This is a genomic window from Desulfocurvus sp. (assembly GCF_023230885.1).
GTDB lineage: Bacteria > Desulfobacterota > Desulfovibrionia > Desulfovibrionales > Desulfovibrionaceae > Desulfocurvus.
The window spans coordinates 1-14,058 of the sequence record NZ_JALNWM010000074.1 but is presented as its reverse complement, the minus strand read 5'-3'; the positions used below and the strand labels follow the sequence as shown (position 1 = coordinate 14,058).

Below are 14,058 nucleotides of genomic sequence, written 5' to 3'. Positions count from 1 at the left end.
GGTTCGCATCTGCATTCTCCTGCCTCCTTCTTGGGCAACCCGAAAGATGAGATTGAGTCCTACAATCATTTTCAATTAAAAGCTACCGTCCGCCCGGGGAAAATTTTCGCCCGCCCCGGCGCCAGGGGGCGCGGGAAAACCGCCCCCTGCGGACCGGAGGGCGCGGGAAGCCCCTCCCCCCGGTGCCGGGAGCGGAGCCCCCGGGCGCCAGGACGCGAAAGGGCCGGACCCCGCGCCCGGGGTCCGGCCTCGACGATGTCCGGCCCGTCGCCGGGCGCGGAAGGACGGGATCAGGGCGCCGTGGCGGCCACCCGCTCCTCCTGGGTCATGGCCGCCAGCGCGCGCACCTGGGCCAGGTCCAGGCCCAGGCCCCTGGCCACGCGGGCGCCATAGTCCTCGTTGGCCTTGAGGAACAGCGCGGCCTGGCGCAGTTGCAGGCGCTTGCAGGCGCCGCCCAGGTGCCCGACGATGTTGGCCACGAGGCTGACGCGGTCCGCCTCGGTCATAACCTTGGAATAAAGCGCACCGGCCTGGACGAAATCGTCGTCCACAAGCTCGTAGGCGTGGCGCGCAGCCGGGCCCTCGATGGGCAGGGGCGGCTCGGCCACGGCCGGGTCGGGCCCCGGGGCGCCGAAGCTGTTGGGCCAGTAGTTCGGGCCTGCGCCGCCGCCGTCGTCGGTGCGCATGAAGCCGTCGCGCTGGTAGCTGGCCTCGGGCGCGGCCTTGGGCGCGTTGACCGGGATCAGGTGGTAGTTGGGGCCCAGGCGGTGCAGGTGGGTGTCGTGGTACGAGAACAGGCGGCCCTGGAGCATCTTGTCCGGCGAGGGGCCGATGCCGGGCACGAAGCTGCTGGGATTGAAGGCCGCCTGCTCCACCTCGGCGAAGTAGTTCACCGGGTTGCGGTCGAGGACCAGCTTGCCCACGGTCATGGGCGGCACCTCGCCGTGGGGCCAGACCTTGGTGATGTCGAACACGTCCCAGCGCAGGTCGCGGGCCTGCCCGGGGGTCAGGATCTGCATCTCCAGGGTCCAGGACGGATGGTCCCCGCGCTCGATGGCCTCGAAGAGGTCGCGGGTGGCGTGGTCGGGATCGACGGCGCACATCTCGCGGGCCTGGGGGCCCGTCAGGTTGCGGATGCCCTGGTCGGTCTTGAAATGGTACTGGACCCAGAACGTCTCGCCCCTGGCGTTGTACCAGCGGTAGGTGTGGCTGGAATAGCCGTTCATATGCCGGTAGGTGGCCGGGGTGCCCCGGTCGGAGAACAGGATGGTCACCTGGTGGATGGATTCCGGCGTCAGGGACAGGAAATCCCAGAACATGTCGGGATCCTTGAGGTTGGTGCGCGGATTGCGCTTTTGGGTATGGATGAAGTCCGGGAACTTGAGGGGGTCGCGGATGAAGAACACGGGGGTGTTGTTGCCCACCATGTCGTAGTTGCCCTCCTCGGTGTAGAACTTCACGGCGAAGCCGCGCGGGTCGCGCTCGGCGTCGGCGGAGCCCTTCTCGCCGCCCACGGTGGAGAAGCGCGCAAAGACCTCGGTGCGCTTGCCCACCCGGGACAGGAACGCCGCCCGGGTATAGGGCGTCACGTCGGCGGTGACCTCGAAGTGGCCGTAGGCCCCGGCGCCCTTGGCGTGAACCACGCGCTCGGGGATGCGCTCGCGGTCGAAGTGGGCGAGTTTTTCCAACAGGTGCACGTCCTGCATCAGCACCGGGCCCCTGGGCCCGGCGGTCTTGGAGTTCAGGTCGTTGGCAACCGGCCTGCCGAAGGCGCCTGTGAGCGTCTTGTGCTTCCTGGTCATGGTCGTCCTCCTGGACATTGCGGGCCGGGGCGCGGGGGCTCACAGCCTCCGCGCGCCACGGCCCGGTTGAAAACCGGGGAGAGTCCTACCATGAAGGTAGCAGCTTCGCCCCGCCAGGGGAAGGCAAAACCAAAACAGGGCATTTCCCGCTCCGCCCCGGGGTGGACAAGCCCCGCCGGGGCGGCTAGAACCACCTTCCCGCCCACCCTCAACCCCGGACAGCCGCCGTGCAAGCCCTGGAACTGCTGCTCACCGCCATCGCCCTGGCCATGGACGCCTTCGCCGTGGCCATCGCCACCGGCGTGGCCCTGCGCTGCGCCACCCTGCGCCAGACCCTGCGCCTGGCGTGGCATTTCGGGCTGTTCCAGGCGCTCATGCCCATCACCGGCTGGCTGCTGGGCGCAACCGTGCGCCACTGGGTGGAGGCCTGGGCCCACTGGGTGGCCTTCGCGCTGCTGGCCTACATCGGCGCGAGGATGATCATCGAGGCCCTGCGCGACCACGAGGACGGGCGCCCGACCTGCGACCCCACCCGGGGCATGACCCTGATCATGCTCTCGGTGGCCACGAGCATCGACGCCCTGGCCGTGGGCCTGTCCCTGTCGGTGCTGGGCATCCCGGTCTGGTGGCCCGCCCTGGTCATCGGCGCGGTGGCCCTGGGCTTCACCGCCCTGGGCATGCGCCTGGGGCGGACCATGGCCCGCGCCAGGCGCGTGGGCCGGGCGGCCGAGGTCCTGGGCGGGGTGGTCCTGCTGGGCATCGGCATCAAGATCCTGGCCGACCACGGCGCCCTGCCGTTCTAGTCCCGCGCCGTTTTTTCTCCCGGCGCCCCCTTTTCCCCGGCATTGACTGCGCCCGGACCTCAGGTATAAGGGCCTCGCGGGCGCGCCGCCCGCCAACCTCAAACCCGCCTTCGGGCGAGGCATGACCATCATGAGCGACGCACCTGACAAGATCATCTATTCCATGTACCGGGTCAGCAAGCACCACCAGCAGCGGCCCGTCCTGAAGGACATCTCCCTGTCCTACTTTTATGGCGCCAAGATCGGCGTGCTCGGCCTGAACGGCTCGGGCAAGAGCTCCCTGCTCAAGATCCTGGCCGGGGTGGACACCGACTTCGAGGGCAAGACCGACATCGCCCCCGGCTACACCATCGGCTACCTGGAGCAGGAGCCCCTGGTGAACGTGGACAAGACCGTCATCGAGGTCGTGCGCGAGGGCGTGCAGGAGATCGTGGACCTGCTGGCCGAATTCGAGGCCATCAACGCCCGCTTCGCCGAGCCCATGGACGACGACCAGATGCAGAAGCTGCTGGACAAGCAGGCCGCAGTGCAGGACAAGCTCGACGCCTGCGGCGCGTGGGACCTGGACTCGCGCCTGGAGCAGGCCATGGACGCCCTGCGCTGCCCCCCGCCCGACACGCCGGTCGGCGTCATCTCGGGCGGCGAGCGCCGCCGCGTGGCCCTGTGCCGCCTGCTTCTGCGCGCGCCGGACATCCTGCTGCTGGACGAGCCCACCAACCACCTGGACGCCGAGTCCGTGGCCTGGCTGGAGCAGCACCTGCAACGCTACCCGGGCACGGTCATCGCCGTGACCCACGACCGCTACTTCCTGGACAACGTGGCCGGCTGGATTCTCGAGCTGGACCGCGGCCGGGGCATCCCCTGGAAGGGCAACTACACCTCCTGGCTGGAGCAGAAGGAAAAGCGCCTGGCCAACGAGGAAAAAAGCGAGGACCAGCGCCGCAAGACCCTGCAAAAAGAGCTGGAGTGGATCCGCACCGCGCCCAAGGGCCGCCACGCCAAGAGCAAGGCGCGCGTCTCGCGCTACGACGAGCTCGTGTCCCAGGAGCGCCAGAAGCTGGCCAAGGACCTGGAAATATACATCCCCGCCGGGCCGCGCCTGGGCAAGAGCGTCATCGAGCTGGACGGCGTGACCAAGAGCTTCGGCGACCGCCTGCTCCTGGACGGCCTGAGCCTGGCCGTGCCCCCCGGCGCCATCGTGGGCATCATCGGCGGCAACGGCGCGGGCAAGACCACCCTGTTCCGCATGATCACCGGCCAGGAACAGCCCGACGCGGGCAGCGTGAAGCTCGGCGAGAGCGTCAAGCTGGCTTATGTGGACCAGAGCCGCGACGCCCTGGAGGCGGACAAGACCGTCTTCGAGGTCATCGCCGACGGGCGCGACCTCATCGACCTGGGCGGACGCGAGGTCAACTCCCGGGCCTACATCGGGCGCTTCAACCTCACCGGCGCCGACCAGCAGAAAAAGGTCGGCGTGCTCTCGGGCGGCGAGCGCAACCGGGTACACCTGGCGCGGATGCTCAAGGAGGGCGGCAACGTGCTGCTCCTCGACGAGCCCACCAACGACCTGGACGTGAACACCATGCGCGCCCTGGAAGAGGCCCTGCTCAACTTCGGCGGCTGCGCCCTGGTCATCAGCCACGACCGCTGGTTCCTGGACCGCATCGCCACGCACATGCTGGCCTTCGAGGGCGACAGCCAGGTGGTCTGGTTCGACGGCAACTACTCGGACTACGAGGAGGACCGCAAGCGCCGCCTGGGCAAGGAGGCCGACCAGCCCCACCGCATGAAGTACCGCCGCCTGACCCGCTAGCCGCCGGGCCGACCGCGCGCCCCCGGCGGCAGTCGCCCCGGCCCTGGCGCCGCTCCCCCGCGCGGGGCGCGCGCCGGGTGGAGGCCCCAGCCCGCACCCGGCGCACGGCCCCCCGCACCCCGCGCACGGCACCCGCCCCCCGGCGCACGGCGCGCACGCCAAGACAGGCCCCGGACATGTCCGGGGCCTGTCTTCGGCTATGAAGAGCATAATAAAAACAGGCACTTGTTACAAAAATAACAAGTGCCCGCAAAGCGCTGACAACGGCCTGCCCCCGGCATACACGGCCCCTGTGCGGCGCGCCCGCGCGCGGGGGCAGGACGGCGTGCAGCTCGTCCGCCGCACTGTCCAGGGCGCGGCGCGCTCACGGGCGAACAGGAAGCAACACACATCAGCCGGACGGCGTCGCGCCCCGTGGCCGTCCAATCACGCGAGGAGGCACCCCATGTCCCAGTCCCAGTCCCAGAACGCCCACATGCAATCCGTCCTGATGAACGAACTCCGGCTGATGCACTACCCCGTCGCCGTGAAGTTCTTTTTCGACGAGGCCGAGCTGGAGCGCTTCAAGGCCGAAACGGAATACTACCTGCCCGTGAAGCCCCTGACCTTCTGCCAGGCCGAGATCGGCGCGCGCATGGAGGGCATCCCGGTGCTCATGGAGCCCGACCGCCTGGGCTGCACCAACGCCAAGTTCGTCTTCGGCTGGAAGCCCCTGGACGAGGGCGAAATCAAGAGCCACCGCAAGTATGTGACCAGCATGGAGCAGGCCGAGAAGTTCGTGAAGACCAAGCCGCGCCTGGAGGAAGGCCGCCTGCTGGCCGTGGCCGTGACCCCGCTGGCCAAGAGCGTCCTTGAGCCCGACGTGGTCCACTTCTACTGCGACAACATGCAGGCCTACCACATCCTGGACGACTGGATGGCCGCCCACGACGTGCACCCCCTGCGCCCGAACGTGACCATGAACTCGGCGGCCTGCGGCGGCAACGTCTTCGCCTTCAACGCCAACCAGGCCAACCTGTACCTGGCGTGCAGCGGCAGCTACAACGCGGGCAAGACCGAGCGCGGCGAGATCAACGTCTCCATCCCCGGCGCCCAGCTCATGGGCGTGGTCAAGCGCCTGGAGGAACGCGTGGCCGAAAAGGGCGGCGCGTCCATCACCCGCCTGGGCGAGCCCTTCCCCGGCGGCGACATCTGCAAGAACTGCCCGCTGATCACCTTCAAGAAGGGCAAGGCCGGGGACGACGCCCAGGCCTAGCCGCTGCGGGCCGGTTCCGGCCCGCCCCCCGGAGCCGGGGTCCGGCCCCGGCGCCCAGGGAGCGGCCGTATCTGAGTTGTATGGCTTCCGGATGTTCGCCGTCCGGCTCCAGCGCCCGGGGAGCGGCCCCCCGTCCAGGTGGACGGCGCGATGGTCGTTACGTCCGGCCCCGGCGCCCAGGGAGCGGCCCCGGACCGGGCCGGATATTCCAGCCCCCGCGGCCCCGGCCGCGGGGGCTGGCCTTGTTGCGGGCCGGGCGGGCGGCGGGGCGGGGGAGGATCAGGGCCGAAGGGGCCAGGGCGGGGAAGGCCCGGGGGCAAAGGGGTCGGCAGCCTCAGCGGGTGAAGATGTGCCTGCCCGCCTGGTCCATGATGGCCTGGGCCTCGTCCAGGCCCGGGTCGGCCTCCCGGGCCTTGCGGGCGCAGTCGTAGGCGTCGTCGAACCTGCGCCACTCCATGTACATGCGCGCCATGTGCAGCAGGGTGCGCGGGTGGTTGCCGAAGGTTTGCAGGGCCTGGAGGTACAGGGCTTCGACCTTGGGGAACTCGCGGGCGGCGCCGTAAGCCTGCACGGCCCCGGCCAGGGCGCGGCTGTCGCGCGGGTCCTGGGCCACCGCCCGCTCCAGCATCTCCCCGGCGTCGAGGAACAGCCCGGCCCGCAGCAGGCGCTGGCCGCAGTCGGCCAAAAGGCCCGGCTCCTGGCCGAACTCCTCGCCCGCGCGGCGCAGCAGGGCCTTGGCCTTGGGCAACTCCCCGGCGTCCAGGGCGGCCTGGGCCCCGGCCAGCAGCTCCTCCTTGTGCCGGGCGCGGCGCTCCTCGGCGCGGTGGGCCTCCTGGCGGTCCCGGTTCTCCAGCTCGTCCAGCAGCCCGGCCAGGGCCCCGGCCAGGGCGGCCTCGGCCCCGCCCTTGTATTTCACATACGGAGTGACGTGGACGCCCTTGGCCGCATAATGGCTCTTCACGGCCGGATGGCGGTTGAACTCGCGCAGCCAGTCCTGGAGATGGGCCTGGACCTCGGCCTTCTCGCGCCCGAAAACCTGCGCCGCCCCCAGGGCGCGCACGGCGTCCAGCAGATGGCCCAGGGCACGCGGCAGCTCGTCCCGGCCCAGGGCGACCCGGGCCCGGGCGATGTCTTCGCGGATTTTCTTGGCGGGCGTCTCGAACACGGCGTCGACCTCCCGGCCCGGCAGCCCCGGGCCTTCTGGTTTTCGATCCTGGCCCGCGCCCGGGCGGTCAGCTCCAGGCGGCGCGCGCGGCGTGGCGCGCGGCGTCGAGCAGGCGCGCCACCTCGGCGGGCACCAGCCCGGCCAGGCAGCGCCCGGCCAGCCAGCGCGCGCGCACGTCCGAGGCGCTGATATCCAGCCGTTGCAGGGCCACGGGCCGCAGGCGCCCGCCCCCGGGCAGGAGCCAGCCCCCGGCGCCGTCAGGCCCGGCCCCGGGCCAGTGGGCGGCGACGAAGGCGGCCACGGCCTCGGGCCCGGCCTCGCCGCGCCCGGCCACGGCCAGGTCGCACAGGGCGGGCAGCTCCAGGCCCCGGCGCCAGGCCGGCAGGCCGGGCAGGTCCGCCGCGCCGAGGATGAACCAGTGCCGGACCCCGGGCCGCGCCGCGCGCAGGGCGGCCAGGGTGTCCACGGTGTACGACGGCCCGGGGCGCTCGGCCTCCAGGCGCGAGACCGCCAGCCCGGGAACCCCCGCCACGGCGGCCTCGGCCAGGGCCGCGCGCAGGGCGAAGGGCAGCATGCCCTCGCCGGACTTGTGCGGCGGCACATGGGCGGGCATCAGCTCCACGCGCTCCAGGCCGAGCTGCTCGCGGACCTCGATGGCCAGCCGCAGATGCCCGTTGTGCACGGGGTTGAAGCACCCGCCCAGGATGCCCACCCCGGGCCCGCCCTGCGCCACGGCGCCCATCTAGGCGCGCACCTGCCCGTCGCCGAAGACCACGAACTTGGTGCTGGTCAGCTCCGTTGCGCCCATAGGGCCGTAGGAATGCAGCTTGGAGGTGCTGATGCCGATCTCCGCGCCCAGGCCGAGCTCGCCGCCGTCGTTGAAGCGCGACGAGGCGTTGACCGCGACCATGGAGGCGTCGGCCTCGCGCAGGAAGCGCATGGCCCGGCCGTGGTCGCGGGTCAGGATGATCTCGGTGTGGTTGGAGCCGTGCTCGGCGATGTGGTCCAGGGCCTGGGTCATGGAATCCACCACGCGCACGGCCAGGACCAGATCGTGGAACTCCTGGCCGAAGTCGTCGGGCCCGGCGGGGCGGGCCGTGGCCCCCAGAAGCGGCAGGGCCCGGGGGCAGGCCCGGAACTCGACCCCCGCCCCGCCCAGGCGCCGGGCCACCCGGGGCAGGAAGGCCCCGGCCTCGTCCGCGTGGACCAGCAGGCCCTCCAGGGCGTTGCACACGCCCGGGCGCTGGACCTTGGCGTTGAAGACGACCTCAAGGGCCTGGTCCTGGTCGGCCCCGGCGTCCACATAGGCGTGGCAGACGCCCTTGTAGTGCTTGAGCACGGGCATGGTCGCCTCGGCCACCGCGGCGCGGATGAGCCCCTCGCCCCCGCGCGGGATGATCACGTCGATGTACTGGTCGAGCTTCAGCATGGCCGACACGGCGGCGCGGTCGGTGGTGGGCACGAGCTGCACGGCGTCGGCCGGCAGGCCCGCCCCGGCCAGGGCGCGGTGGACCAGCCCGGCCAGGCACTGGTTGGAGTGGAACGCCTCGCTGCCCCCGCGCAGGATCACGGCGTTGCCCGCCTTGAGGCACAGGGCCCCGGAGTCCACCGTGACGTTGGGCCGCGACTCGTAGATCATGGCGATGACGCCCAGGGGGATGCGCATCCGGCCCACCAGCAGCCCGTTGGGCCGGCGCCACATGGTGTCGACCCCGCCCACGGGGTCGTTCTGGGCGGCGATCTCGCGACAGGCCCGGGCCATTGCGGCCACGACCTTGTCCGTCAGGCGCAGGCGGTCCAGGCGCGGGGCGTCCATCCCGGCGGTCCGGGCGGCCTCCAGGTCGCGGTCGTTGGCGGCGGCGATGGCCGCGCCCTCGGCCTCCAGCAGGTCGGCCAGGGCCAGCAGGGCCGCGTCCTTGGCGCGCGAGTCGGCCCCGGCCATGATCCGGGCCGCGGCCTTGGCCCGGCGGCCCAGCTCGGTCATTTCCTTGCGGATATCCATGTGTCCTCCTGCGGCGCGGCGGGGGTTGTGCGCCGCGCATTTCTCGTGCATGAAAACACAGCTTTTACAGAAATGAAGACGCCGCCGCCAGCCTCTGGCGGGGCAAAAGTTCTTTTGACATTTCTGTAAAGCATGGGTACATCAGGAGAGCCCCTGCGGGGGGCCCGTTTTTTGTTGCGGAAACTCCGCCCGAAGTCAACTTGCATCCATAGCATGGAGGTCGCCCTGGCAATGACCGAGAAAACCGCCGCCCAAACCCCGTCTCCGCTGGACGCCCTGGAGGCCGGGGTGGAGGAGTCGCTGCACCCCGCGTTGCAGTGGATCGTCGCCCACATCAAGCTCATCGTCGGCGTGGTGGCCGCCCTGCTGCTGGTGGTCGGCTCCCTGGCGGCCTACAAGGCCGTGTCCAAGACACGCCTGGAGCAGAGCCGCGCCGAGCTGGGAGCCCTGGTCGCCGAGGCCGACCCCGCCAAGCGCGCCGAGGCCCTGGCCGCCTTCGCCGCCCAGGCCCCCGAATCCCTGCGCGCCACCGCGCTGCTCGAACAGGCCGCAAGCCTCTCCGCCGCCGGGCGCCACGATGACGCCGCCGCCGTCTGGGCGCAGATCGGCGGGGCCGACCTGGGCGCCGTGCCCGGCTTCGGCCAGGCCGCCGAGCTGTCCCGCGCGGGGCGCCACGCCGAGGCCCAGGCCGTCCTCGAGGGCATGCGCCAGAACCTGCCCAAGGCGTACACCATGCTGCTGCTCGAACGCCTGGCCTACGAGGCCGAAAAGGCTGGCGACCCCAACGCGGCCATCGCCGCCTGGGAAGCCATGCTGGCCGAGAACCAGGGCGGCAGCTCCGCCTTCATCACCGCCAAGATCAAGACCCTGCGGGCCGCGCAGCCCAGCGCGTCCTAGCCCAACAGCAACCACGGAAAGACCGGAGTAAACATCATGGCCCATCCGCTGCTGGACAACAAGGGCGGCGAAACACACCTGCTCCTGGGCAACGAGGCCATCGTGCGCGGCGCCCTGGAGGCCGGAGTGGCCTTCGTCTCCTGCTATCCCGGCACCCCCTCCTCCGAGGTGCCCGACACCTTCTTCCGCATCGCCCCCGACGGCGACTTCCACTTCGAGTACTCCACCAACGAAAAGGTGGCCCTGGAGGTGGCGGGCGGCGCGGCCCTGGCCGGCGCCCCGTCGCTGGTGACCATGAAGCATGTGGGCGTCAACGTCGCCGCCGACCCGCTGATGACCATGACCTATGTGGGCACCCCGGGCGGGCTGGTGCTGCTGTCCGCCGACGACCCCGGCTGCCACTCCAGCCAGAACGAGCAGGACAACCGCATCTACGCCCGCCTGGGCGGGCTGCCCGTGTTCGAGCCCTGCACCGCCCAGGAAGCCAAGGACATGACCCGCGACGCCTTCGCGCTGTCGCGGCGCTTCGGCCAGCCGGTCATGCTGCGCACCACCACCCGCGTGTCCCATGTGCGCGGCCCGGTGGTCTTCGCCGACCGCCCCGGCGCCCAGCACGGCCCGGAGTTCAAGAAGAACCCCATGCGCTTCGTGCCCATCCCGGCCGTGGCCCGCGCGCGCCACGTCGCCCTGCTCAAGGCCCTGGACGAGATCGCCCAGGAGGTCGAGAAATCGCCCTGGAACACCGTGCGCGGGCGCGGGGAGATCGGCATCATCGCCTCGGGCATGGCCCGGGCCTATGTGGCCGACGTGCTCCACGAGGCGCCCTTCAAGGGCCGCTTCAAGGTTCTTGACCTGGGCATGACCTATCCCCTGCCCGAGAAGAAGATCGCCCGCTTCCTCAAGGGGCTGACCAAGGTCCTGGTGGTCGAGGAGGGCGAGCCGCTGGTGGAGCAGGCCGTGCGCGCCCTGGCCCACGACAAGGGCCTGACCCTCGCCGTGCACGGCAAGGGCCCCGACCTGACCCGCCTGGGCGAGTATTCCACCGCCGAGGTCCGCGCGGCCATGTTCCGCGTGCTGGGCAAGCGCCAGCCCGCGGCCAGGGCCTGCGAGGCCCCCGGGCCGCTGCCCATGCGCCCGCCGAACCTCTGCGCGGGCTGCTCGCACCGCGCCCTGTACTATGCCGTGCGCCAGGCCTTCGGGGACGACGCGGTCTATTCCTCGGACATCGGCTGCTACACCCTGGGTATCCTGCCGCCCCTGTCGGCTGCGGACTTCCTGCTGTGCATGGGCTCGTCGGTTTCCGCCGGGTCGGGCTTCGCCAAGGCGCAGAGCAAGCCCGTGGTCGCCTTCATCGGCGACTCGACCTTCTTCCACTCGGGCATCACCGGGCTGGTCAACGCCGTGTTCAACCGCCACGACCTCCTGGTGGTCGTGCTGGACAACCGCACCACGGCCATGACCGGCCACCAGCCCCACCCCGGCGTCTCCGTGACCATCCACGGCGAGAACCCCTGCCAGGTGGACATCGAGACCATCGTGCGCGGCTGCGGCGTGTGCAACGTGAAGAAGGTCACGCCGTACAACTACAAGGCCACGGCGCAGGCCATCGAGGAGATGCGCGCCCAGTCCGGGGTGCGCGTGCTCATCGCCGAGGAGCCCTGCGTGCTCTTCGCCCGACGGACCATGAAGAAGACCATGCCCATGGTGGCCACCGTGGCCCGGCAGGGCGAGGCCGTGCGCCAGTGCCTGGCGACCCTGGCCTGCCCGGCCTTCGCCGTGAACGCCGCCGGCGAGGTGACCATCAACGAACACCAGTGCACGGGCTGCATGTTCTGCCTGCAGATCTGCAAGGACATCAAGGCCCGCAAGAGGAGCGCGTAATGCCCAAGGTCCGCATCTTCCTTACCGGCGTCGGCGGCCAGGGAACGCTCACCGCGACCATCATGCTGGCGCGGGCGGCCATGGACAAGGGCCTGGCGGTCACCGCCGGGGAAGTCCACGGCATGGCCCAGCGCGGCGGCGTGGTGGAGTCCACCCTGCTCATCGGCGGATTCAAGAGCCCGCGCATCGCCAGGGGCGAGGCCGACATCCTGCTCGGCTTCGAGCCCCTGGAGACCCTGCGCGCCCTGCCCTACCTCGCCCCGGGCGGCCTGGTGGTCAGCAACTCCGAGTCCATCCCGGCCATCGGCGTGACCATGGGCCGCGAAACCGCCCCGGGCCTCGACGAGATCCGGGCCCGGGTGGCGGCCTGCGCCGGGCGCAGCGTGTTCCTGCCCTGCCAGACCCTGGGCGCCAAGGCCGGGGCCCTGCAATGCGGCAACCTGGCCCTGCTGGGCGCCCTGTGCGCCACCGGGGCCGTGCCCATGACCCCCGCCGACCTCGCGGCCTCGGTGCGCAAGGCCCTGAAGCCCAAGCTCGTGGACATGAACCTCAAGGCAGTGGAATACGGCGTGGCGGAAGTCCGCCCGGCATAAAACGGGACACGGGAGCCCAGATCATGACGCGCACCATCCCCACCGACGCGCTGGTCGGCTATTTCTCGACCCTGAAAGAGGCGATCCGGGAAATGGCCCCCAGGGGCGCCATGCAGACGGGCCTGAAGTCCCTGCTGCGCACCCTGTGCGAAAACCACGGCTACAAGCGGGCGCTGCTGACCATCCTCGACCCCGAGACCAACTCCATGCGCCTGTCGGTGACCTACGGTTCGCAGAAGTACGCCCAGGTGACCTACACCCCGGGCCAGGGGGTCACGGGCCAGGTCATGGACTCGGGCAAGCCCGTGGTGGTGCCGGTGATGAAGGACCACGAGTCCTTCCTCAACCTGGCCTTCGGCCGAACCAAGGAGGAGATGGCCCGCCTGGGCTTCATCTGCGTGCCGGTGATGAACGAGGCCGAAGGCGGCAAGGAGGTGCTGGGCACCCTGTCGGTGGACCTGCCCGCCGGCCCCGAGGAGCAGCTGCTCCCGGACCTGAACTTCCTGGAGGTGGTGGCGGCCATGGTCGCCAGGGAGGCCGCCACCCTCCAGGAGGAGCTGGCCATGCAGCGCCACCTGCTGGCCCAGGGCATGACCCCCGGCGCCACAGGCGACGGATACGCCCACCCCAATATCGTGGCCGCGTCCAAGTCCATGCGCCTGGTGCTCCAGCAGGTTTCCCAGGTGGGGCCCAGCCGGGCCACCGTGCTGCTGCGCGGCGAGTCGGGCACGGGCAAGGAGCTGCTGGCCGAGGCCATCCACAGCGTGAGCCCGCGCACGGGCAAGCCGCTGATCAAGCTCAACTGCGCGGCCCTGCCCGCCGACCTCGTGGAATCCGAGCTGTTCGGCCACCAGAAGGGCGCCTTCACCGGCGCGGTGGCCAACAAGAAGGGCATGTTCGAGCTGGCCCACGGCGGCACGCTGTTCCTGGACGAGATCGGCGAGCTGTCCCTGGACGCCCAGGCCAAGGTGCTGCGCGCGGTGCAGGAGCGCGAGATCCAGCGCCTGGGCAGCGAGCAGGTCCTGCATGTGGACGTGCGCCTGGTCTGCGCCACCAACCGCTCCCTGGAAAAGATGCTCGCCGAGGGCACCTTCCGCGAAGACCTGTTCTACCGCATCAACGTCTTCCCCATCTTCATCCCGCCCCTGCGCGAACGCAGGCAGGACATCCTGCCCCTGGCCGAGCACTTCATGGACAACTTCGCCGGGGAATACGGCAAGAGCGTCAAGCGCATCTCCACCCCGGCCATCGACCTGCTGGCCCAGTACCACTGGCCCGGCAACGTCCGCGAGCTGGGCAACTGCATGGAACGCGCGGTGCTGGTCTGCGACGAGGAGGTCATCCGCACCTACCATCTGCCGCCCAGCCTGCAAACCGCCGAGAGCTCGGCCACGGACACCAACCTCTCCTTCGGCGAGGCCGTGGCCCGCTTCGAACAGGAGCTCCTGGTGGACGCCCTCAAGAAGTCGCGCGGCAACATGCTCCAGGCCGCGCGCGACCTCAAGGCCAGCTACCGCATCGTCAACTACAAGGTGAAGAAGTACCGCATCGATTCGCGCAAGTACGCCGTGGCCAGGGCCAAGAAACGGCCCTACGGGCAGTAGCGGGCCCGGCCCGGCGCGCCCGCGGCAAGGGGCCCCGGGGGAACGTTCCCCCGGGGCCCCTCGTGCGCCGCGCGCCTGCGCGGCCCTGGCCGCCCTGGCCGTAGTATTTTTACAGCTGGTGCGCCGCGCGCCTGCGCGACCCCGCGCCGGATGGGCCGGGGCGCGACGCCACCGGAGCCCCCCGCCGCTCGCCGCGCCTACAGCCGCAGGTCGCGCCCGGTGAGGGTCGTCTCGCCGGGGCCG

At 70.8% G+C, this 14,058-nt stretch carries 11 protein-coding genes; 7 read left to right on the top strand and 4 right to left on the bottom strand.

The genetic code is table 11. The features are described 5' to 3' along the window. Positions 1–290: 290 nt before the first annotated feature. A complete protein-coding gene (locus tag M0P34_RS07070) occupies positions 291–1,802 on the bottom strand; it encodes a catalase (RefSeq protein WP_291497831.1) in 1,512 nt (503 codons plus the stop codon). Between the two features lie 227 nt (positions 1,803–2,029). Here M0P34_RS07070 and M0P34_RS07065 point away from each other — a divergent pair, with 227 nt between their 5' ends. The 3 genes from M0P34_RS07065 (at position 2,030) to M0P34_RS07055 (ending at position 5,673) form a co-directional block, all read left to right on the top strand. Continuing rightward, a complete protein-coding gene (locus M0P34_RS07065) occupies positions 2,030–2,605 on the top strand; it encodes a manganese efflux pump MntP family protein (protein WP_291497829.1) in 576 nt (191 codons plus the stop codon). Between the two features lie 130 nt (positions 2,606–2,735). Next, complete coding sequence (gene ettA / locus M0P34_RS07060; protein ID WP_291497833.1) at positions 2,736–4,418, top strand: energy-dependent translational throttle protein EttA; 1,683 nt, start codon at positions 2,736–2,738, stop codon at positions 4,416–4,418. Positions 4,419–4,863: 445 nt separating this feature from the next. After that, entirely contained in the window at positions 4,864–5,673 is an 810-nt protein-coding gene (locus M0P34_RS07055) for a DUF169 domain-containing protein (RefSeq protein ID WP_291497827.1), read from the top strand. 334 nt (positions 5,674–6,007) lie between these two features. Here the strand turns inward: M0P34_RS07055 and M0P34_RS07050 are convergent, their stop codons facing one another. From M0P34_RS07050 to M0P34_RS07040, 3 genes are all read right to left on the bottom strand, one after another. Then, entirely contained in the window at positions 6,008–6,838 is an 831-nt protein-coding gene (locus M0P34_RS07050) for a hypothetical protein (RefSeq protein ID WP_291497825.1), read from the bottom strand. Between the two features lie 67 nt (positions 6,839–6,905). After that, complete coding sequence (locus M0P34_RS07045) at positions 6,906–7,580, bottom strand: nicotinate (nicotinamide) nucleotide adenylyltransferase (RefSeq protein ID WP_291497823.1); 675 nt, start codon at positions 7,578–7,580, stop codon at positions 6,906–6,908. Continuing rightward, positions 7,581–8,840 (bottom strand): glutamate-5-semialdehyde dehydrogenase, encoded by a 1,260-nt coding sequence (locus tag M0P34_RS07040; protein ID WP_291497822.1) that lies wholly within the window; start codon positions 8,838–8,840, stop codon positions 7,581–7,583. A 231-nt stretch (positions 8,841–9,071) separates the two neighbouring features. On the opposite strand from M0P34_RS07040, the gene M0P34_RS07035 reads away from it, so the two are divergent. From M0P34_RS07035 to M0P34_RS07020, 4 genes are read left to right on the top strand one after another with little or no spacing between them, the layout of a single operon-like run. Continuing rightward, positions 9,072–9,737, top strand: a complete 666-nt coding sequence (locus tag M0P34_RS07035) for a hypothetical protein (protein WP_291497819.1) — start codon at positions 9,072–9,074, stop codon at positions 9,735–9,737. Between the two features lie 36 nt (positions 9,738–9,773). Further along, positions 9,774–11,618: an indolepyruvate ferredoxin oxidoreductase subunit alpha gene (gene iorA, locus M0P34_RS07030; RefSeq protein WP_291497817.1), complete on the top strand. Its 1,845-nt coding sequence runs from the start codon at positions 9,774–9,776 to the stop codon at positions 11,616–11,618. Next, positions 11,618–12,211 carry an indolepyruvate oxidoreductase subunit beta gene (locus M0P34_RS07025; protein WP_291497815.1) on the top strand — a complete coding sequence of 198 codons (594 nt, stop codon included), beginning with the start codon at positions 11,618–11,620 and terminating at the stop codon, positions 12,209–12,211. Before iorA ends, M0P34_RS07025 begins: the two co-directional genes overlap by 1 nt. 23 nt (positions 12,212–12,234) lie before the next feature. Then, positions 12,235–13,815, top strand: a complete 1,581-nt coding sequence (locus tag M0P34_RS07020) for a sigma 54-interacting transcriptional regulator (RefSeq protein WP_291497813.1) — start codon at positions 12,235–12,237, stop codon at positions 13,813–13,815. Positions 13,816–14,058: the final 243 nt, after the last annotated feature.